The sequence below is a fragment of the Streptomyces sp. NPDC033966 genome (assembly GCF_055575955.1).
In genome coordinates, this window is record NZ_JBVIRQ010000004.1 from 162,395 (window position 1) to 181,003 (window position 18,609).

17 protein-coding genes are annotated in these 18,609 nt (G+C 74.5%); 7 read left to right on the forward strand and 10 right to left on the reverse strand.

All coding sequences use genetic code 11. The features are described 5' to 3' along the window. Positions 1 to 66: 66 nt before the first annotated feature. Complete coding sequence (locus ACZ518_RS12950) at positions 67 to 705, reverse strand: nucleoside/nucleotide kinase family protein (protein ID WP_469113095.1); 639 nt, start codon at positions 703 to 705, stop codon at positions 67 to 69. 92 nt (positions 706 to 797) lie between these two features. On the opposite strand from ACZ518_RS12950, the gene ACZ518_RS12955 reads away from it, so the two are divergent. Further along, positions 798 to 2,243 carry a WGR domain-containing protein gene (locus ACZ518_RS12955; RefSeq protein WP_469113096.1) on the forward strand — a complete coding sequence of 482 codons (1,446 nt, stop codon included), beginning with the start codon at positions 798 to 800 and terminating at the stop codon, positions 2,241 to 2,243. Here ACZ518_RS12955 and ACZ518_RS12960 read toward each other — a convergent pair. Beyond that, positions 2,207 to 2,635 (reverse strand): cupin domain-containing protein, encoded by a 429-nt coding sequence (locus ACZ518_RS12960; RefSeq protein ID WP_469113097.1) that lies wholly within the window; start codon positions 2,633 to 2,635, stop codon positions 2,207 to 2,209. The genes ACZ518_RS12955 and ACZ518_RS12960 overlap by 37 nt on opposite strands. 123 nt (positions 2,636 to 2,758) lie before the next feature. Here ACZ518_RS12960 and ACZ518_RS12965 point away from each other — a divergent pair, with 123 nt between their 5' ends. Continuing rightward, complete coding sequence (locus ACZ518_RS12965) at positions 2,759 to 3,418, forward strand: DUF2293 domain-containing protein (protein ID WP_469113098.1); 660 nt, start codon at positions 2,759 to 2,761, stop codon at positions 3,416 to 3,418. Here ACZ518_RS12965 and ACZ518_RS12970 read toward each other — a convergent pair. Further along, positions 3,411 to 4,121 (reverse strand): chaplin, encoded by a 711-nt coding sequence (locus tag ACZ518_RS12970; RefSeq protein WP_469113099.1) that lies wholly within the window; start codon positions 4,119 to 4,121, stop codon positions 3,411 to 3,413. The genes ACZ518_RS12965 and ACZ518_RS12970 overlap by 8 nt on opposite strands. A gap of 126 nt (positions 4,122 to 4,247) precedes the next feature. Between ACZ518_RS12970 and ACZ518_RS12975 the strand changes: the two genes are divergently transcribed. Continuing rightward, positions 4,248 to 4,796: a hypothetical protein gene (locus ACZ518_RS12975; protein WP_469113100.1), complete on the forward strand. Its 549-nt coding sequence runs from the start codon at positions 4,248 to 4,250 to the stop codon at positions 4,794 to 4,796. On the opposite strand, the gene ACZ518_RS12980 is transcribed toward ACZ518_RS12975, so the two are convergent. Together ACZ518_RS12980 and ACZ518_RS12985 are read right to left on the reverse strand one after the other, a co-directional pair. Beyond that, positions 4,777 to 5,982: an SWIM zinc finger family protein gene (locus ACZ518_RS12980; RefSeq protein WP_469113101.1), complete on the reverse strand. Its 1,206-nt coding sequence runs from the start codon at positions 5,980 to 5,982 to the stop codon at positions 4,777 to 4,779. The genes ACZ518_RS12975 and ACZ518_RS12980 overlap by 20 nt on opposite strands. Next, complete coding sequence (locus ACZ518_RS12985; protein WP_469113102.1) at positions 5,979 to 8,816, reverse strand: DEAD/DEAH box helicase; 2,838 nt, start codon at positions 8,814 to 8,816, stop codon at positions 5,979 to 5,981. Before ACZ518_RS12985 ends, ACZ518_RS12980 begins: the two co-directional genes overlap by 4 nt. 266 nt (positions 8,817 to 9,082) lie before the next feature. Here ACZ518_RS12985 and ACZ518_RS12990 point away from each other — a divergent pair, with 266 nt between their 5' ends. Together ACZ518_RS12990 and ACZ518_RS12995 are read left to right on the forward strand one after the other, a co-directional pair. Then, a complete protein-coding gene (locus ACZ518_RS12990; RefSeq protein WP_469113103.1) occupies positions 9,083 to 9,712 on the forward strand; it encodes a hypothetical protein in 630 nt (209 codons plus the stop codon). A 73-nt stretch (positions 9,713 to 9,785) separates the two neighbouring features. Further along, positions 9,786 to 10,046, forward strand: a complete 261-nt coding sequence (locus ACZ518_RS12995; protein ID WP_469113469.1) for a DUF6343 family protein — start codon at positions 9,786 to 9,788, stop codon at positions 10,044 to 10,046. Here the strand turns inward: ACZ518_RS12995 and ACZ518_RS13000 are convergent. The 4 genes from ACZ518_RS13000 to rpsA form a co-directional block, all read right to left on the reverse strand. After that, positions 10,043 to 10,375 carry a tetratricopeptide repeat protein gene (locus ACZ518_RS13000; RefSeq protein WP_469113470.1) on the reverse strand — a complete coding sequence of 111 codons (333 nt, stop codon included), beginning with the start codon at positions 10,373 to 10,375 and terminating at the stop codon, positions 10,043 to 10,045. The genes ACZ518_RS12995 and ACZ518_RS13000 overlap by 4 nt on opposite strands. Positions 10,376 to 10,519: 144 nt before the next feature. Then, a complete protein-coding gene (coaE, locus tag ACZ518_RS13005) occupies positions 10,520 to 11,122 on the reverse strand; it encodes a dephospho-CoA kinase (RefSeq protein ID WP_469113104.1) in 603 nt (200 codons plus the stop codon). A gap of 94 nt (positions 11,123 to 11,216) precedes the next feature. Further along, positions 11,217 to 12,155 (reverse strand): PAC2 family protein, encoded by a 939-nt coding sequence (locus ACZ518_RS13010; protein ID WP_469113105.1) that lies wholly within the window; start codon positions 12,153 to 12,155, stop codon positions 11,217 to 11,219. A gap of 252 nt (positions 12,156 to 12,407) precedes the next feature. Further along, positions 12,408 to 13,922 carry a 30S ribosomal protein S1 gene (rpsA, locus tag ACZ518_RS13015; RefSeq protein ID WP_007263497.1) on the reverse strand — a complete coding sequence of 505 codons (1,515 nt, stop codon included), beginning with the start codon at positions 13,920 to 13,922 and terminating at the stop codon, positions 12,408 to 12,410. Between the two features lie 375 nt (positions 13,923 to 14,297). On the opposite strand from rpsA, the gene ACZ518_RS13020 reads away from it, so the two are divergent. Both ACZ518_RS13020 and hrpB read left to right on the forward strand, forming a co-directional pair. After that, a complete protein-coding gene (locus ACZ518_RS13020; RefSeq protein ID WP_469113106.1) occupies positions 14,298 to 15,128 on the forward strand; it encodes a class I SAM-dependent methyltransferase in 831 nt (276 codons plus the stop codon). A gap of 1 nt (position 15,129) precedes the next feature. After that, positions 15,130 to 17,649, forward strand: coding sequence for an ATP-dependent helicase HrpB (gene hrpB / locus ACZ518_RS13025; RefSeq protein WP_469113107.1), 2,520 nt, complete (start codon positions 15,130 to 15,132; stop codon positions 17,647 to 17,649). On the opposite strand, the gene pgfA is transcribed toward hrpB, so the two are convergent. Continuing rightward, entirely contained in the window at positions 17,636 to 18,607 is a 972-nt protein-coding gene (gene pgfA, locus ACZ518_RS13030; protein ID WP_469113108.1) for a cell envelope lipid trafficking protein PgfA, read from the reverse strand. The genes hrpB and pgfA overlap by 14 nt on opposite strands. Positions 18,608 to 18,609 lie beyond the last annotated feature (2 nt).

Consider the following 18,609-nt stretch of genomic DNA (forward strand, 5'->3'; position numbering starts at 1 on the left):
GGGCGAAGGGTGGGGCGGGGAGCAGCCCGCGCAGCGGCGCACCCGCCCGCACCCGGCACGGCACGGCTACCTCCGGCGGAGGCCGGTCCAGGCGGGGTGGCGGGGGTCGTCCGCGCGGATGAGGACGTCGGCCGTCGCGGCCGGGTCGGTGTCCCGGGCGTAGCGGGCGAACGCCGGGAGGGTCCACCGCTCGGACTCCGGCGTACGACGGCCCAGCGCCCCCGCCGAGAGGCTGACGTGCACGCTCAGGTCGAACGGGAACCAGTGCCCCAGCAGCAGCGGCCCGTGCACGACCACCACCCCGCCCGGCGGGAGTTCGGTGTACGGGCTGCGGGTGGCCCGGTCGGTGACGGGGTCCCACAGGTCGGGCAGTACCCGCCCGCTGCCGCCGGGGTCCGTCGGACCGAACACCTCGCGCCACAGCGCACCCGTGTCGTACCAGCCCGCGAGGTACGCGTCCACGTCCTCCCGCCCGTACTCGAACCGCAGCGACGCCGGCCGCAGGAACCCCCCGGCGGCCACCACCAGCACCGGCCGCCCGCGCGAGCGCAGCGCCCCGGCCAGTTCCTCCGCCAGGACCCCGGTGTCGGCCGCCGGCGCCCCGTCGATGCCCACCCGTTGCCAGGTGTCGCCCCCTCCGGGCGCGTCGAGGTGGCCGGCGAGCCGCTCGGCCATCCGCTGCCAGGTGATCGCTTCCAGCTTCACGAGCCCATTGTCAGTGGTGCGCCCTAACGTTTTTCACGAGGGATCACCGGTGGAAAGGAGCCGGCGGCCCTGCTCTTGGGGAGGGGTCTGTCATGGCTCGGGAGACGACGTATCTGGAGCTGTCGCAGGAGAACGGCGCGGCGCACAAGTTCTACGAGGTGACCCTGGACGGCACCGCCGTCTCGGTGCGCTACGGGCGCATCGGCGCGGCCGGACAGTTGCAGAGCTCCTCGTTCCCGACGGCCGAGAAGGCCCGGGCGGCCGCCGCCAAGAAGATCGGCGAGAAGGTCCGCAAGGGGTACGCGCCGGCGGTGCGGGGGGCGCGTGCCGCCCGCTCGGTGACGCGCCGGCAGGTGGCCTCGGCGCCGTCCACGGCCCGCGCGGTGGCGCCGGTGCTGTGGCGCTTCCGCACCGGCTCCTCGGCCTTCGGCATCCACGTGGACGAGGACCGCTGCTGGGTGGGCAACCAGGCGGGGGACGTCTACACGGTGAGCCACGGCGGCGAGGTGCTGGCCCGCTACTCCCTGCCGGACGGGGTGAAGTGCCTGGTGGCGGACGAGTTCTGGATATACGCGGGCTGTGACGACGGTACGGTGTACGACCTGTCGTCGAAGGTGCCGTTCGGGGCGTACGGAATAGCCGCGGACGTGGACATCTACTGGCTCGACATCCACGAGGGCGTGCTCAACGTCTCCGACGCCAATGGCGGTCTGACGGTCATCGACCACGAGGACGAGCACCAGTGGTCGCGGAAGTCCTCCGGTACCGGCGCCTGGATGGTCCGGGCTGACGAGCGGGCCGTCTACCACGGGCACAGCGCCGGTGTGACGGCCTACGCGGCCGACGGCACCGGCCAGTTGTGGCACACCGCGACGCCCGGCGGGGTGCTGTTCGGCTGGCAGGAGGAGCACGCGGTGTACGCGGGCACGGTGCGCAACACCGTGCAGCGCCTGTCGAAGGCGACGGGCCGGGTCGAGGCCTCGTACCCGTGTGACTCGGCGGTGTACTCGTGCGCGACCTCTCCGGACGGCCGGCACGTCTTCGCCGGCGACTCCTCCTCCTCGGTGTACTGCTTCGACGCGGACGGGCGCCGGCTGTGGAAGCTGGGTACGGGCGGGGGTTCCGCCCTGTCGATGCAGTACCTGGACGAGCGGCTGTACCTGGTCACCACGGACGGGTCGCTGGTGTGCGTGGACGCGAGCGAGGCGGCGATCGCCGCGGCCCAGCAGGGTTCCGTCCCGACCGCGGTGGACGTGAAGTCGGCGGCCGCGCTGCCGGTGTTCACCCCGGCGGCTTCCGCCTCGGCGGTGGCGACGGTCTCCGTGGCCTCGGTGCCGGCCGGCGGTGTGGTGGTGGAGTGCGTCCAGCAGGGCGGGCGGATGCGGGTGCAGGTGATCTCGGAGGGCTTCGAGCACGGCTGGAACGTGCAGTTCCCGCGCGGGATCCGGGAGGCGGGCGCCCGGTACGTGGTGGACGGCCTGCACGCGGCGAGCGGGGGCTTCTACCGGGTGCGCGGGGAGATACGCCGGCTGGTCTGAGCGGCGCACCGGGGGTCCTCGGGGCAGAGGCAGGGCACGGTGCCCCGCGGGGGCGGGGCGGCCACCGACCAGGGGTCGTCCTCGGCGAGGGCGCAGGTTATCTGGAGGACGACGGGCCGGGTCCCGAGGTTGCGGCCGAGGTGTACGTTGCCGGCGCCGGCGGGTTCGACGAAGGTGGCCCCGGCCGGGTGCACCTCCACGGTGCCGTCGGACAGGATGCGGGTCAGGGTCCCTGACTTGACCACCGCCATCAGGGGGACGTGGTGGTAGTGCCATCCCGTGCAGCCGCCGGGGGCTATGACGACCTCCCGGCCCGTAAGGCCCGAGGGCGCCGTCTCCCTCGCCGCTCCCGCGGCTCTCGGGCGCCGTACCGTCGCCTGCCGTCCACCCATGTGCTCCTCCTTGCCAGGGGCTCACGGTAGACGGACCTCATGACTTCCGGTCGGATTTTACGAAAGACCAACAACCCTTCCGCGGCAGGTGATATGGGGGCCGACGGGCGGTATCACAACGGCATGAGCCTCGTCGTCTTCGAGTCACAGAAGCCGATCCACTGCGCCGCGTGCCGGCGGGGACCGCTGCGGCACCTCGTCCGCGAATCCGGCGTGCCCCGCTGCCTTGACTGCGCCGACCTCGGCCATCTCGTCTACCTGCCGCGCGGTGACGCGGCGCTCACCCGGCGGGCCCGGGAGGGCAGTTCGCTGCACGCCGTCGTGGTGCGCCGGCACAGGGGCCGCCGCCGCTACGAACGCCAGGGGCTGCTGGTGGAGGACGCCGCGCTGGCCCGCGCCGAGCGCTCCTGCCTCGCCGACGCCGATGCCCGGGCCCGCCGCCGGGAGCGGGACCGGCTCCGCCGCGCGGCCGAGGACGTCCGGTTCACCGCGGCCTTCGCGGCCGAGATCCGGCGGCTGTTCCCCGGCTGCCCGGCCGACCGCGCCCAGGCGATCGCCGCCCACGCCTCGGTGCGCGGCAGCGGCCGGGTCGGGCGTACCGCCGCCGGCCGGGCGCTCGACGAACAGGCGGTGTCGGTCGCGGTACGGGCCGCGGTGCGGCACACCGACACCGAGTACGACGCGCTGCTGATGGCGGGGGTGCCCCGGTTCGCGGCCCGGGCCCGGCTGGCGGCGCGGATCGACGCGATCCTCGACGGCTGGCGTGCGGGGGCCGTCAGTTGAGGCGGAAGCGGCGGTAGAGGAGCACCCCGCCGAGCAGCAGGGCGCCGCTGCCGGGCACCAGGTAGCCGAGCCCGTCGGAGCCGGTGCGGGCCAGGGCCGAGGGGTCCCGCGGCGGTGCCGGCGGAGTGGGCGGGGCGGGCGGGGTCACCGGCCGCTGGGCGACCGGCGGCTGCACGGCGGGCGGCTGCACGGCGGGCGGCTGCGCCGGCTTGCCGCCGGTCGGGGGCTCGCCGTTCACGGAGGTGTTCCCGTGGGAGCCGTTGCCGACGCCTACGACGTTCACCGAGTTGCCGCTGACGTTCAGCGGGAGATCCACGGGGAGCTGGACGCCGTTGCCGGACAGCAGCCCGGGGGAAGCCTTTCCGCTCCCCTCGGCACTCGCCCCTCCCCCGTGGCCGCCGGACCCGGGTTTCGAGGGACGGGAGGGCCGGGGGTCCGGATTGCCCCCGCCCGAGGCGGTGTTGGTACAGCGGTTGCCGGCGGCGGAGTTCAGTACGCCGACCACGCTCACGGTGTTCCCGCACACGTTCACCGGGGTGTGCACGGGCAGCTGCACCAGGTTCCCGGAGAGCAGCCCCGGGGAGCTCTCGGTCTGCCCGCCCGCTTCGGCATCGGCGTACGCGAAGCCGCCCACCCCCGCGACCGCCAGTCCGCCACCCGCGACCATCGCCGCGATCAAGCCATTCCGACGACTGTGACGCATCAGATTTCCTGCCTTCCGGAGGGTTTCAGGGCATCGAGCCCGCACCCGAAACAACGCGGTAGACCCGTTCGGGTTATAGAGCCGGTAGGCATTTCACTCCATCGTGTACTGGGTAGTGCCTACTCCATGACTGAACGACCGCTCCTGCTCCTCGACGTGGACGGCCCGCTCAACCCGTTCCGGTCCCTCTTCGCAGGTCTGCGCGGCTACACGAGCCACCGGATGCGCCCGGACGTCTGGCTCTCCTACCGCGACCCGGAGTCCCGCAAGGCCCGGCGCGGTGTCCGGGTGCGCCTCCATCCCTCCCACGGCGCCCGCCTCCAGGCCCTGCCCTTCGAGCTGGCCTGGGCCACCGCCTGGACGCACCAGGCCAACACCCTGATCGCCCCGCACATCGGGCTCCCCGCCGACCTGCCCGTGGTGGAGTGGCCGGAGCTCTTCGCCCGCGACCCCGACGGCCTCTCCTGGAAGACCCGCCCGCTGCTCGACTGGGCGGCCGGCCGGCCCTTCGCCTGGGTCGACGACATGATCACCGCGCAGGACCGGGCCTGGGTCAGCGCCCACCACCCGGCGCCGAGCCTCCTGCTGCGCATCCATCCCCGCCACGGCCTGCGCGACCGGGACTTCGCGGCCCTCTCCGCGTGGGCGGGCGAGGTCAGCGCAGCAGGGCGGTGACCGGATCGGGGGACGGAGTGGCGGTGGGCCACCAGTCGTCGGCGTCCGGGCGGGACTCGTAGGCGTACCAGAGGCCCTCGCGGCTCAGGCGGAGCTGGCGGGTGCGGGCGGTGAGCCGGTTGCGCTCGGGACGGAAGGGTCCCTGGCCGGCGGCGAGCAGGGCGGGCCGGGCCCGGTCGAAGGGCCCGGCCGGGGGGTCCCAGGGCTCGTCGAGCACCGTCAGCGCGGGCAGGCCCCCCTGCCGCCAGGCCGCGGCGGCGCGGGCCAGGTCCGTGGTGCTGCGGCCGGTGGCGCGGGCCAGGTCCCGGTACAGGGTGCGGGCGGTGCCGGTGAGGCCCGAGGTGGGGTGTGCGGAGGCCAGCCGGACGGCGTCCTGCCAGAGGGTGAGCCCGCCGACGGGGTCCTCGGCCGTGGCGAGCAGGGCCAGCGCGCGGGCGGCCGCGTCGGTGGCGAGCTGCTCCAGCGCCAGCGGATCGGGCGCGGCCGGATCGGCGGGGTAGGCGGGCGGCGGGCCCGCGACGGCGGGTGCGGCGAGCGGGGCCGGCAGCAGGGGCAGGCCGGTGCGGGCGAGCGCGGCCCGGGCCGGGACACCGGGGAAGTCCGCCTCGGCGTCGGGCCGTTCGCGCGCCGCGTGGGCGGCGCTGCGCCGGCCCAGCTCGTCGAGGAGCTCGCGCTCACCGCGGCCGCGCAGGAGCAGCAGGACGAAGGGGTCGGCGTCCAGGAGCCGGGCCGCCCGGTAGCAGAGGGCCGCCGCGTGCTTGCAGGGCGGCAGCACCGTGTCGGGGCAGGAACAGCGCGCGGCGAGCTCGCCCGCGCCGGGCAGCACGGTCTCCGCGAGGGACTGCGGGACCTCCCGCTCCAGCAGCGCGGCGAGGGCCGAGGGGTCGGCGGCCAGTGCCTCCAGCAGTGCCGACCACTCGGCGTCCGCGAAGGCGGGCAGGGTCAGCTCGGTGCGGTAGGGGCGGGCCCGGCTGCCCCGGACGTAGGCCACGATCCGGCCGGGGGTGACCGTGACCGCGTCGACATGGCCTTCGGCGGCGTACGCGTGCCCGCGCCGCAGGCGGGCCGCGTCCTGCGCGCGCTCCTCCAGCGCGGCCACCCAGGCCCGGCCCCACCAGGTCGCGGCCTCCACCCCGGCGGGCACGGTCTCGAAGGTGCGGCGGCGGTCGTCCCGCGCGGTGATCACGCCGGCCTCCGCAGGGAGACGAGATCGGCCAGCTCGCGGTCCGTCAGCTCGGTCAGCGCGGCCTCGCCGGAGCCGAGTACGGCATCGGCCAGCGCCCGCTTGGCCTCCAGCAGTTCGGCGATGCGGTCCTCGACGGTGCCCTCGGCGATGATGCGGTGGACCTGGACGGGCTGGGTCTGGCCGATGCGGTAGGCCCGGTCGGTGGCCTGCTCCTCGACGGCCGGGTTCCACCAGCGGTCGTAGTGGATCACGTGTCCGGCGCGGGTGAGGTTGAGGCCCGTGCCCGCGGCCTTGAGGGACAGCAGGAAGACGGGGACCTCACCGGACTGGAAGCGGTCGACGAGCTCCTCGCGGCGGGGCACGGGCGTACCGCCGTGCAGGAGCTGCGAGGGGATGCCCCGGGAGGCGAGGTGCCGCTCCAGGATCCGGGCCATGGTCACGTACTGGGTGAAGACCAGGACCGAGCCGTCCTCGGCCAGGATCGTGTCCAGCAGCTCGTCCAGCAGGGCGAGTTTGCCCGAGCGGTGCGCGAGGCGGGGCTCCGCCTGCTTCGGCCCGGCTTCCTTCAGGAACTGCGCCGGGTGGTTGCAGATCTGCTTGAGCGAGGCCAGCAGTTTCATGATCATGCCGCGCCGCTCGATGCCCTCGCTGCCCTCGATCACGGCCATCGCCTCGTCCACCGCCGCCTGGTAGAGGGAGACCTGCTCGCGGGTCAGGGACACCGGATGGTCCGTCTCCGTCTTCGGGGGCAGCTCGGGGGCGATGCCGGGGTCGGACTTCTTGCGGCGCAGCAGGAACGGCCGGACCAGCGCGGCCAGCCGGGCCACCGCCGCCTCGTTGCCCCCGTCCTCCTCCTGCTGGTGCTCGACCGGGCGGGCGTGCCGGGCCCGGAAGGTGGTGAGCGGGCCCAGCAGCCCCGGTGTCGTCCAGTCGAGCAGCGCCCACAGCTCGGAGAGGTTGTTCTCGACGGGGGTGCCGGTGAGGGCCACCCGCGCCGGGGAGGGGATGGTGCGCAGCGCCTTCGCCGTCGCCGAGTGCGGGTTCTTGACGTGCTGGGCCTCGTCCGCGACGACCAGGCCCCAGCTCTGCTCGGCCAGCCGGGCGGCCGCCGCGCGCATGGTCCCGTACGTGGTGAGGACGAAACCGCCGGCCAGCCCGTCGAGGCTGCGGCCGGCGCCGTGGAAGCGGCGCACCGGGGTGCCGGGCGCGAACTTCTCGATCTCCCGCTGCCAGTTGCCCAGCAGCGACGCCGGGCAGACCACCAGCGTGGGCTCGGGCCGGTCCCGGTGCAGGTGCAGGGCGATCAGGGTGACCGTCTTGCCGAGGCCCATGTCGTCGGCGAGGCAGCCGCCCAGCCCGAGCGAGGTCATCAGGTCCAGCCAGGCCAGCCCGCGCAGCTGGTAGTCCCGCAGGGTCGCCTTCAGGGCCGCGGGCGCCGCGACCGGGGGCAGTTCCCCGGTGAGCCGGTCCCGCAGGGCGGCCAGCGCGCCCACGGGAACCGCCGGCACCGCCTCGCCGCCCACCTCGGCCGTGCCGGTGAGCACGGTGGCCAGCGCGTCCACCGGGTCCAGCAGGCCCAGCTCCCGCTTGCGCGCCTTGCGCACGAGCCCGGGATCGACCCGCACCCACTGGTCGCGCAGCCGCACCACGGGCCGGTGGGCCTGCGCGAGCGCGTCCATCTCCCCCGGGGTGAGCCGGTCCCCGCCGAGGGCCAGCTCCCAGGAGAAGGAGAACAGGGAGGCCGCGTCGAAGAAGGCGGTGCCGTCGGTCGCGGAACCGGGCGCGGCCGGCCGTACGACGGCGGTCGCCGAGAGCGTACGGGCCAGCTCGCGCGGCCAGCGCACCACTACTCCGGCCGCCGCCAGCCGGGTCGCGGCGGTGCCCAGCAGGTCCTCCAGCTCCGGGTCCGACAGGGCGAGGGCGTCCGGCACCGGCTGGTCGAGCAGGCGCAGCAGCGGCGGCCAGACCCTCGCCGCCCGGCGCAGCGCGAGCACGGCGTCGATCCGGGCGCGCGGGCCGAATCCGGCGGCCGCCGCCCCGGCCCACAGCAGCCCCGCGTCGGTGACCAGGGTCGGATCGGCCAGGCTGTGCACCTGGACCACGGCCGCTCCGGCGCGGCGGACGTCCTCCGGCTCGGCCTCGTCGAACAGGCGGAAGGAGGACAGGTCGAGCCGGAGCGAGATCCCCACCCCGGCATCGGCGCCGGCCGCGACCTGCGCGGCCCACTCCTGTATCCCCGGCACCCGCTGCGGCTCCCGGGCCGCGAACGGACGCCCGGAGGCGAAGGGCGCGGCGGGCGTGCGCGGCAGCACGTCGGCGACGGCGTCGAGAAACGCCCGGACCAGGGCTTCGGGCTCGGGCAGGGCCGTCGGGCGGCGTCCGGCGAGCGGGGTGGCGTACCCCTCGTACGGCAGGGCGGCCGCGACGGCGCGCAGGTACCCGACGTCCTCGGCGTCCAGCGGCCCGGCACGCCAGGCGTCGACCCCGTCGGCGGTGAGCCCGGGCAGCAGGCGGCCCCGCGCGGCGAGGGACAGCGCCTGCGTGGCGGCCGTGCCCCAGGCGCGGGTGGCGGGATGCGCGGCGGGGCTGCGGGCAGCCCGCACCAGCACGGGCAGCGCGGCGGCCACCGACAGCGCCACCGCGGGCACCGTACGCGTGCGGACGCCGTCCCCGTGCGGCCGGACCACCTGGAGCGGATGCGGGGTCCCCAGCTCGGGCGGCAGGTCCCCCTCCGGGCACCAGAACGCCACCCGCCCCTCCCGGGGTACGGCCGCGGGGAGGAACACTGCGGCGCGGCGCAGCAACGACGGCTGCGGCGGCGGCTGCGCGGTCACGGGGTCCCCCTCCCTGGTGCTCGGCTCCGCCCGGTCATGGCGGATCCACTGCCGCCGAGTCTAGGCGGCCCCACTGACAACCGGCGCTGACCTGCGCATACGCCGTACCGGTGCAGCGTCGGGGTGCTGGTGTGCAGCCGTTCCAGTGTCCCGGTTGCGCCGCAAACCGTGCTCCAACGCCCCGGACCGGGGAAGGCTGTTCGGGCAGTCGCACACCGACCGCACCGCGATCACGACCGCAAGCGCATCTCTTACCGGGAGACACCGTGTTCCGACGCACCGACACCGGCACCACCCGCACCCCGGCCCTCGTGGCCGCCGTCATCGCGGCGTCCGCCGCCCTCGCCCTCACCGCCTCCGGCACCGCCACCGCCGCCACCGCCCCCGGGTTCCTGAACGGCACCGACCTGCCCCCGCACCCCTCCTCCCCCTGGTACTCCGGCAAGATCACCAAGGGGCTGCCCGAGGACGCCCCCTTCTGTCTGGACGGGGCGCTTCCGGGGACCGGCAGCCGGCACCGCGCGTTCGGTACCGAGTTCGACACCGGCGCCGTCCAGATCTCCGTCCGCGCCGCCTCGGACGCCGCCGCCGCGAAGCTCGCCGCCGCCCTGGAACGCAAGGTCGCCGCCTGCGCCGCGGACTGGCTGCGCGCGAACCCGGGCGGCACCGCCTCCTGGCAGGACTACGGGAAGCTGGCCGTCGAGGAGGGCGCGCACGTCTACGGCGTCGGCGCCTCCATCCCGGAATCGGAGCCGGGCGTGCACCTGTACGGGATCGGACGCGACGGCTCCACCGTGACCGTCGTGAAGTGGGGCCAGATGGGCAACCTGCCCGACGCCCCCGTACCCGCCTTCAAGAAGACGACCACGACGGCCGTGAACAAGCTCAACCCCTGAAGCCCGGCCCCCGGGCCCGGCCCCCGGGTGGGACCATGGAACCGAGGCCTCCACCCGAGGTGAGGCGATGGCCATGCGTACCGGAAACGAGCCGGTGACCGCCCGCAGTCCGCTGCGGCTGCGGTTCTGGCTGAGCCTGTGGGGGCTGCTCTGGGCCGCCGCCGGGGCGGCCGCCTTCTCGCTGGCGGGCCGTCCCGGATGGGCGGCCGCCTGCGCGGCAGTCACGCTGGTGGCCGCCGTCGACCTGACCGTCGTCGTCCGGCACATCCACCAGGGCCCGCACTACCAGCCGGGCCCGGACGTCCCCCCGTACGAGCCTCCGCGCAAGCGCTAACTCTCGAAGCGGGCCGCCTCCAGGTACTCGGGCTGCGGATCGAGGGCGGCGGCGAGCCGGAAGTGGCGCCGGGCCCGCTCGGGGCGCCCGGCCCGCTCGTGGGTGCGGGCGAGCGCGAAGTGGGCGAAGGCGTTGTCGGGCTCCCGCTCCAGCACCAGCTCGAACTCCAGCTGTGCGGGCCGCAGCTGCGCCGCCGCGAAGAAGGCGCGGGCGCGAAGCAGCCGGGCCGCGGTGTTCTCGGGGTGCGCGGCTATGACGGAGTCGAGCAGCCGGACCGCGCCGCGCGGGTCCCGGGCGGCGAGGAGCTGCTCGGCGGCCCGGTAGTCGATGACGTGCGTCTCGGGGCTCGCGGAACCCGACGGCCCGGCGGGTCCGGATCCGGGGCCGGTGGACGACGGCGGCGGGGGCGTGGTGTCGGACACGTTGTCTTTCCTTCCCTCTACGGGCGCGTTCAACGCCCTCCGCCGATGCGGCTATTCCGCCGCGACGCGCGCGGTGAGCTCCTCCCAGACCTTGCGCACCTGGGGCTCCAGGGCCTCCAACGGCCCGTCGTTGTCGATCACGAGCGTGGCCACCGCCAGCCGCTGCTCCCGCGTGGCCTGGGCGGCCATCCGGGCGCGGGCCTCCTCCTCGGTCATCCCGCGCAGTGCGGTCAGCCGGGCCAGCTGCGTGCCGGGGGCCGCGTCCACGACCACGACGAGGTCGTACAGGGGCGCGAGGCCGTTCTCCGTGAGGAGCGGTACGTCGTGCACCACGATCGCGTCAGGTCCCGCCGCCTCCTCCAGCTCGGCGGACCGGGCCCCGACGAGCGGGTGCACGATGGCGTTGAGGGTCCGGAGCTTCGCCGGGTCGGTGAAGACGATCGCCCCCAGCTTGGGGCGGTCCAGCCGTCCGTCGGCGGTGAGCACGGAGTCCCCGAAGGCCTCCACCACGGCCGCGAGGCCGGGCGTGCCCGGCTCCACGACCTCCCGCGCGATCCGGTCGGCGTCGACGACGACCGCCCCGTACCCCGCCAGCAGCCGGGAGACCTCGCTCTTGCCGGCACCGATTCCGCCTGTCAGGCCCACTTTCAGCATGGTCAGCACCCTAGGCGGTGTCCCCCGCCCGAGGAACACCGCCCGAGGAACACCGCCCGAGGAACACAGGAGGGCGGGCGGGACGGCCCCGCTCCTACCCTTCGCCCTCGCGCTCCGCCAGGAACCGCTCGAACTCGCGGCCGATCTCGTCCGCCGACGGGATCTCGGCCGGCTCGGCGATCATGTTGCCCCGGGTCTCGGCCCCGGCGGCGGCGTCGTACTGGTGCTCCAGGCCCTGGACGAGGGTGACGAGCTCCTCGTCGCCCTCGCGGATCTGCCGGTCGATCTCCGTCTGCGTGCGGTGCGCCTCGGTGCGCAGGCCGTGCGCGACGGCCGGCAGGACCAGCCCGGTGGCGGCCGTGATGGCCTCCAGGGCGGTCAGTGCCGCGTCCGGGTAGGGGGAGCGGGCGACGTAGTGCGGGACGTGCGCGGCGACGCCGAGCACGTCGTGGCCGGCCTGGGCGAGGCGGAACTCGACCAGAGATTCCGCGCTGCCGGGCACCTGGGCCTCGTCGAAGGGGCTGCGGTGGCCGGGCATCAGGTCGGTCCGGTTGCCGTGCGGGGTGATGCCGACGGGCCGGGTGTGCGGAACGCCCATGGGGATGCCGTGGAAGTTGACCGAGAGGCGGACCCCGAGGCGCTCCACGATCTGCCGGACGGCGACGGCGAAGCGCTCCCATTCCACGTCCGGCTCGGGGCCGGAGAACAGCAGGAACGGCGCGCCGGTGGCGTCCTGGACCAGGCGCACCTCCAGGCGGGGCTCCTCGAACTCGGTCCAGTGGTCGCGCTGGAAGGTCAGCAGCGGGCGGCGTGCCCGGTAGTCCACCAGCCGGTCCGCGTCGAAGCGGGCCACCACCTGGTGGGGCAGGGTGTCGAGGAGGCGTTCGACGATCTGCTCGCCGGTCTCGCCCGCGTCGATGTACCCCTCGAAGTGGTACAGCATGACCAGTCCGGCCGAGTCCTGGGTCAGCGCCAGGTCCGCCACCGCCAGACCCTTGGCATCCCATTCGTACAGACCCTGTGGATCAAGCACCGTCACCACTCCTCCCTCGCGCCGTGTTCCCTGCGAAGAACGTCCGGGACCGCGCGGCCATTCCCAGGTGGGCGGCATTCACACAAACGCAACGCGACGGCGGGCGGACCCACGGTGCCGGCGCCGGCCGCACACCCGGCGCCCCGCGCCCCCGTCCCGCACCCGGGAACGCGACGAGGCCCGCCCCCCGAAGGGGACGGGCCTCGTCGTTCAGCTCAGCTCAGCTCACACCGGAGTGTGATCGCGCTGCGATCAGCTCTGGCCGCCGGCCAGCTTCTCGCGGAGCGCGGCCAGGGCCTCGTCCGACGCCAGGGCGCCGGAGGTCTCGTCCGCACCCTCGGAGGAGTACGAACCACCGGAGACGCCCGCACCGGCGTTGCCACCGGCGGCCGGGGCGGCAGCGCCCTCGGCGGCAGCGGCCTCGTCGGCCTCGCGGCTCTTGATGACCTGGGCCTGGTGCTGCTCGAAGCGGACCTGCGCCTCGGCGTACTGGCGCTCCCACGTCTCACGCTGGGTCTCGTAGCCCTCGAGCCAGTCGTTGGTCTCGGGGTCGAAGCCCTCGGGGTAGATGTAGTTGCCCTGGTCGTCGTAGGACGCGGCCATGCCGTACAGGGTCGGGTCGAACTCGACCGACGCCGGGTCGGCACCGAAGGACTCGTTGGCCTGCTTGAGGGACAGCGAGATCCGGCGACGCTCGAGGTCGATGTCGATGACCTTGACGAAGATCTCGTCGTTGACCTGGACGACCTGCTCCGGGATCTCCACGTGGCGCTCGGCCAGCTCGGAGATGTGGACCAGACCCTCGATGCCCTCGTCCACGCGGACGAACGCACCGAACGGAACCAGCTTGGTGACCTTACCCGGGACGACCTGGCCGATCTGGTGGGTCCGGGCGAACTGCTGCCACGGGTCCTCCTGCGTCGCCTTCAGCGACAGGGAGACACGCTCGCGGTCCATGTCGACGTCGAGGACCTCGACGGTGACTTCCTGACCGACCTCGACGACCTCGGACGGGTGGTCGATGTGCTTCCAGGACAGCTCGGAGACGTGGACGAGACCGTCGACGCCGCCCAGGTCCACGAAGGCACCGAAGTTGACGATCGAGGAGACGACGCCGGAGCGGACCTGACCCTTCTGCAGGGTGGTGAGGAACGTCTGGCGAACCTCGGACTGGGTCTGCTCGAGCCAGGCGCGGCGGGACAGGACCACGTTGTTGCGGTTCTTGTCCAGCTCGATGATCTTCGCCTCGAGCTCCTTGCCCACGTAGGGCTGGAGGTCGCGGACGCGACGCATCTCGACGAGAGAGGCCGGCAGGAAGCCACGGAGGCCGATGTCGAGGATGAGACCACCCTTGACGACCTCGATGACGGTACCGGTGACGATGCCGTCTTCTTCCTTGATCTTCTCGATCGTGCCCCAGGCACGCTCGTACTGAGCGCGCTTCTTGGACAGGATCAGGCGGCCTTCCTTGTCCTCCTTCTGGAGAACCAGGGCCTCGATCTCGTCGCCGACCTTGACGACCTCGTTCGGGTCGACGTCGTGCTTGATCGAGAGCTCGCGGCTCGGGATCACGCCTTCGGTCTTGTAACCGATGTCGAGCAGGACCTCGTCCCGGTCGACCTTCACGATGACGCCGTCGACGATGTCGCCGTCGTTGAAGTACTTGATCGTCTCGTCGATCGCGGCCAGGAAGGCTTCCGCGTTACCGATGTCGTTGACCGCTACCTGCGGAGGGGTGGTGGCGGTGGTCTCGGTGCTGCTCGTCATGTGGGAAAGGGCTCCGGTTACGGACAGAAAGTCGTAGGTACTGCTACGCCGGGAGCCCTTATCGGCACCTGCCGAAGAAGCCGGACAGCCAAAGAAGCCCAAGATCCCCCGAAAGGGGGAAGGGCCTCGAAAACCGAGGGGACATTCAACAGATGCAAGCGCAGCCTGCTAGGTCTGAGGAGCACAGGCTCGCAGCGCAACTTGTAGCATACGGGGGCAGCCGGACAGGGTCAATGCGCGAAGGCGCACACCGCGGGCAGATCACCGCATAACCGGCGCAATTCGTGGGCGGGGACGCGGTGATGAGCGCTCCGCACGAATTTTTCCGGCCCACCCGGACCACTGAGCCATCCGCAGACTACGACGACGGGCCCCATGAACCAAGAGGACTACGCCCCCGAAACCGACGCCGAGGACGACGCCGCGGCCACCCGGCGCGACGCCGGTGAGGCGGAGAGCAGCCGGGCCAGCCGCGGCTGGTGGGACCGCAACGCCGACGAGTACCAGAGCGAGCACGGCGCCTTCCTCGGCGACGACCGCTTCGTCTGGGGCCCCGAGGGCCTCGACGAGGCCGACGCCGCGCTGCTGGGCCCGGCCGCCTCCCTCAAGGGCAAGGACGTCCTGGAGATCGGCGCCGGCGCCGCCCAGTGCTCGCGGTGGCTCGCCGCGCAGGGAGCCCGCCCGGTCGCCCTGGACCTCTCCCACCGCCAGCTCCAGCACGCCCTGCGCATCGGCGGGGACGTCCCCCTCGTCGAGGCCGACGCCGGCCGGCTGCCCTTCCGCGACGGTTCCTTCGACCTCGCCTGCTCCGCGTACGGGGCCGTCCCCTTCGTCGCCGACCCGGTGAACGTCATGCGGGAGGTGCGCCGCGTCCTGCGCCCCGGCGGCCGCTGGGTCTTCTCCGTGACCCACCCGATCCGCTGGGCGTTCCCCGACGAGCCGGGCCCCGAGGGGCTCTCCGTCTCCGCGTCCTACTTCGACCGGACCCCGTACGTCGAGCAGGACGAGCAGGGCCGCGCCGTCTACGTCGAGCACCACCGCACGATCGGCGACCGGGTCCGCGACGTGGTCGCGGGCGGCTTCCGCCTGCTGGACCTGGTGGAGCCCGAGTGGCCGGAGTGGAACAGCCAGGAGTGGGGCGGCTGGTCCCCGCTGCGCGGCAACCTGATCCCGGGCACCGCGGTCTTCGTGTGCGAGCGGGACTGACGTGATCCGGACCGCCGCCCTCGACTCCCTCCCCGTACGGGAGGCCGTGCCCGCGCTCGTCTCGGCGCTGGACGGCCACGGCGCGGCCGTGCTGTGCGCCCCGCCCGGCACCGGCAAGACCACGCTGGTCCCGCTCGTGCTCGCCGGGCTGGTGGGCGGGGGCCCGCGGCGCCGGGTGGTCGTCGCCGAGCCCCGCCGGATCGCCGCCCGGGCGGCGGCGCGGCGGATGGCGTGGCTGCTGGGCGAGGCCGTCGGCGGTTCGGTGGGCTTCACGGTGCGCGGGGAGCGCGTCGCGGGCCGGGACACGGCCGTGGAGGTGGTGACCACCGGTGTGCTGCTCCAGCGCCTCCAGCGCGACCAGGAGCTGGCCGGGGTGGACGTGGTGGTGCTGGACGAGTGCCACGAGCGGCACCTGGACGCCGACACCGTCGCCGCGTTCCTGCTGGACGTACGCGAGACCCTGCGCCCGGAGCTGCGCCTGGTGGCGGCCTCGGCGACGACCGACGCGGCCGGCTGGGCCCGGCTGCTGGGGGACGCGCCGGTGGTGGAGGCCGCCGGGGTGGCGTACCCGGTGGAGACGGTGTGGGCGCCGCCGGCCCGGCCGGTGCGGCCGCCGCACGGGATGCGGGTGGATCCGGCTCAGCTGGCGCACGTGGCGGGGGTGGTCCGCCGGGCCCTGGCGGAACGTTCCGGCGACGTGCTGTGCTTCCTGCCCGGCGTCGGCGAGATCGCCCGGGTCGCCGGGCAGCTGGCCGGGGTGGACGCGGAGGTGCTCCAGGTGCACGGCCGGGCGCCGGCCGCGGTGCAGGACGCCGCGCTGACGGCCTCGGAGCACCGCCGGGTGATCCTGTCGACCGCCGTCGCGGAGTCGAGCCTGACCGTGCCGGGCGTACGGGTGGTCGTGGACTCCGGGCTGGCCCGTGAGCCCCGGGTGGACCACGCCCGGGGGCTGGGCGCGCTGGCGACGGTACGGGCTTCCCGCGCGGCGGGCCGCCAGCGGGCGGGCCGGGCCGGGCGCGAGGCGCCGGGCGTGGTGTACCGGTGCTGGGCCGAGGCGGAGGACGGGCGGCTGCCGGCCTTCCCCTCCCCCGAGATCCGGATCGCGGACCTGGCGCCGTTCGCCCTGCAGGCTGCCTGCTGGGGCGACCCGGACGCGGCCGGGCTGGCGCTGCTGGACCCGCCGCCGGCCGGGGCGATGGCCGCGGCGCGGGAGGTGCTGGTGGCGGTGGGCGCCGTGTCGGCGGCGGGGCGGCCGACCCCGCGGGGGCTGCGGATGGCCCGGCTGGGGCTGCACCCCCGGCTGGCGCGCGCCCTGCTGGACGGCTCGGCCGCGCTGGGTACCCGGCGGGCGGCGGAGGTGGTGGCGCTGCTGAGCGAGGAGCCGCCGCTGGAGTACGGGGACGACCTGGCCGCCGCGTGGCGGCGCGTGCGCCGCGGGGACGACCCGTACGCGGGGCGCTGGCGCGCGGAGACGGCTCGCCTGGAGCGGTCGCTGTCCGGTGACGCCCCGCACGGGGCCGCCGCGCGCAGCGGCCCGCGGGGCGACGACCGCGCCGCCGCGCTGGTCGCGGCCCTGGCGTTTCCCGAGCGGGTGGCACGGGCCAAGGGCCAGGGGGGCTTCCTCATGGCCGGCGGCACCGCCGCCGAGGTCGGGGAGGGGTCGCCGCTGCGCAACGCGCCCTGGCTGGCGGTGGCCGTCGCCGACCGGGCCCCGCATTCGGCGTCCGCACGGGTCCGGCTGGCCGCCGTCCTCGACGAGGACACCGCCCGGGCCGCCGCCGCACACCTGTTCACCTCCGGTGAGGAGGTGCACTGGGAGGACGGCGACGTGGTCGCGCGCGCCGTCGAGCGGCTCGGGGCGGTCGAGCTGGTCGCCCGCCCGCTGCGCGACCCGGCCCCGGAACTGGTGCGGGCCGCCCTGCTGGAGGGGCTGCGCGCCGAGGGGCCGGCCCTGCTGCGCTGGTCCCCGGACGCGCTGGCGCTCCGGGCCCGCCTCGGGTTCCTGCACCGTACGCTCGGCGGCGCCTGGCCGGACGTGTCGGACGACGCGGCACTGCTGGAGCGGGCCGGGGACTGGCTGGAGCCCGAGCTGTCGCGCGCCCGCCGCCGCGCCGACCTGGGGCGGATCGACGCGGGGCAGGCCCTGAACCGGCTGCTGCCCTGGGCCACCGGGGAGGCGGCCCGGCTCGACGAGCTGGCTCCCGAGCGGATCGAGGTGCCCAGCGGGTCCCGGATCCGCGTGGACTACTCGGCCGGGCAGCCGGTGCTGGCGGTGAAGCTCCAGGAGCTGTTCGGGCTGGCCGAGACGCCCCGGGTGGCGGGGGTGCCCGTACTCGTGCACCTGCTGTCCCCGGCCGGGCGGCCGGCCGCCGTCACCGCCGACCTGGCCTCCTTCTGGCAGGGCGGCTACCGGGCCGTCCGGGCGGAGCTGCGCGGCCGCTACCCGAAGCACCCGTGGCCGGAGGACCCGGCGACGGCCGAGCCGACCCGGCACACCAACGCCCGGCTCAGGGGACGCTGACCCCGGGGGCGCGGCGTCCCCGGGCCTCCAGCCAGAGGGCGGCGGCGAGCAGCGCCAGGCCGGCCAGGGCGAGGCCGGCCGGGGCGTAGGTGTGGAGCGCGAGGACCTTCGTACGGTTGGCGGCGACCAGGTCGAGGGTGTGCTTCGCGTAGTCCTCGCGCATGGTGACGTGTCCGGCGAAGGCGGTCAGCTTGCCGTCGGGGGCTCCGGCCGCGATGCCGCCGCGCATCTCCTGCTGGATGTCCTGTTCGGCGTTGACGGGCGCGCCGGTGACGGGGTCGACCCAGAACCTGGCCTTGACCGTGTACCAGAGGGTGGTGCCGGTGGTCTGTTCGATGGTGGCGGGGTCGATGCCCTCGATCGGCATCTTCTTCGGCATGGGGACCTTGGTCCAGGGGACGGTCTGCTCGAAGTAGTAGACGTCCATGCCCCGGTAGGTGCGCGGGCCGACGTAGTGGACCGGCGAGGAGGTGCGGGTCTGCGCGTCGAAGTAGAGGTAGTCGCGCGGCTCGGTGAAGAAGGGCCATTTGAACTCGATGCCCTCGCGTTTGACCGGGTCCCCGTCGACCGTCTCGCCGGTGGCGTGCACCGGGTCCTGGGTGTGGGCGTCGAAGATGTAGCGCTCGGGGATCCGGGAGACCATCTTGCCGTCCGGCCCGATGATGTAGGAGAGCGTGTCCCAGACGACGACGTCCTTGCCGGCGTCGGCCTCGATCTCCTTCGACGCCTCGACGTTGCCCTTGAGCGTCTGGACGATGGTGACCTTGTCGACCTTCTTGGGCTGCATGCCGCCCGCGTAGTCGAGGAGGGTGGCGTCCTTGGCCTCCAGGACCATCTCCTGGTACTGGCCGGCCGGGATCTTGGCGAGCCGGGGGTACGCGTACCAGCGCAGCAGCGGTGCGAGGGCTGCGCAGAACACGGCCAGGGCAAGCAGTACGAGGCTCGCTCTGCGTCGCACGG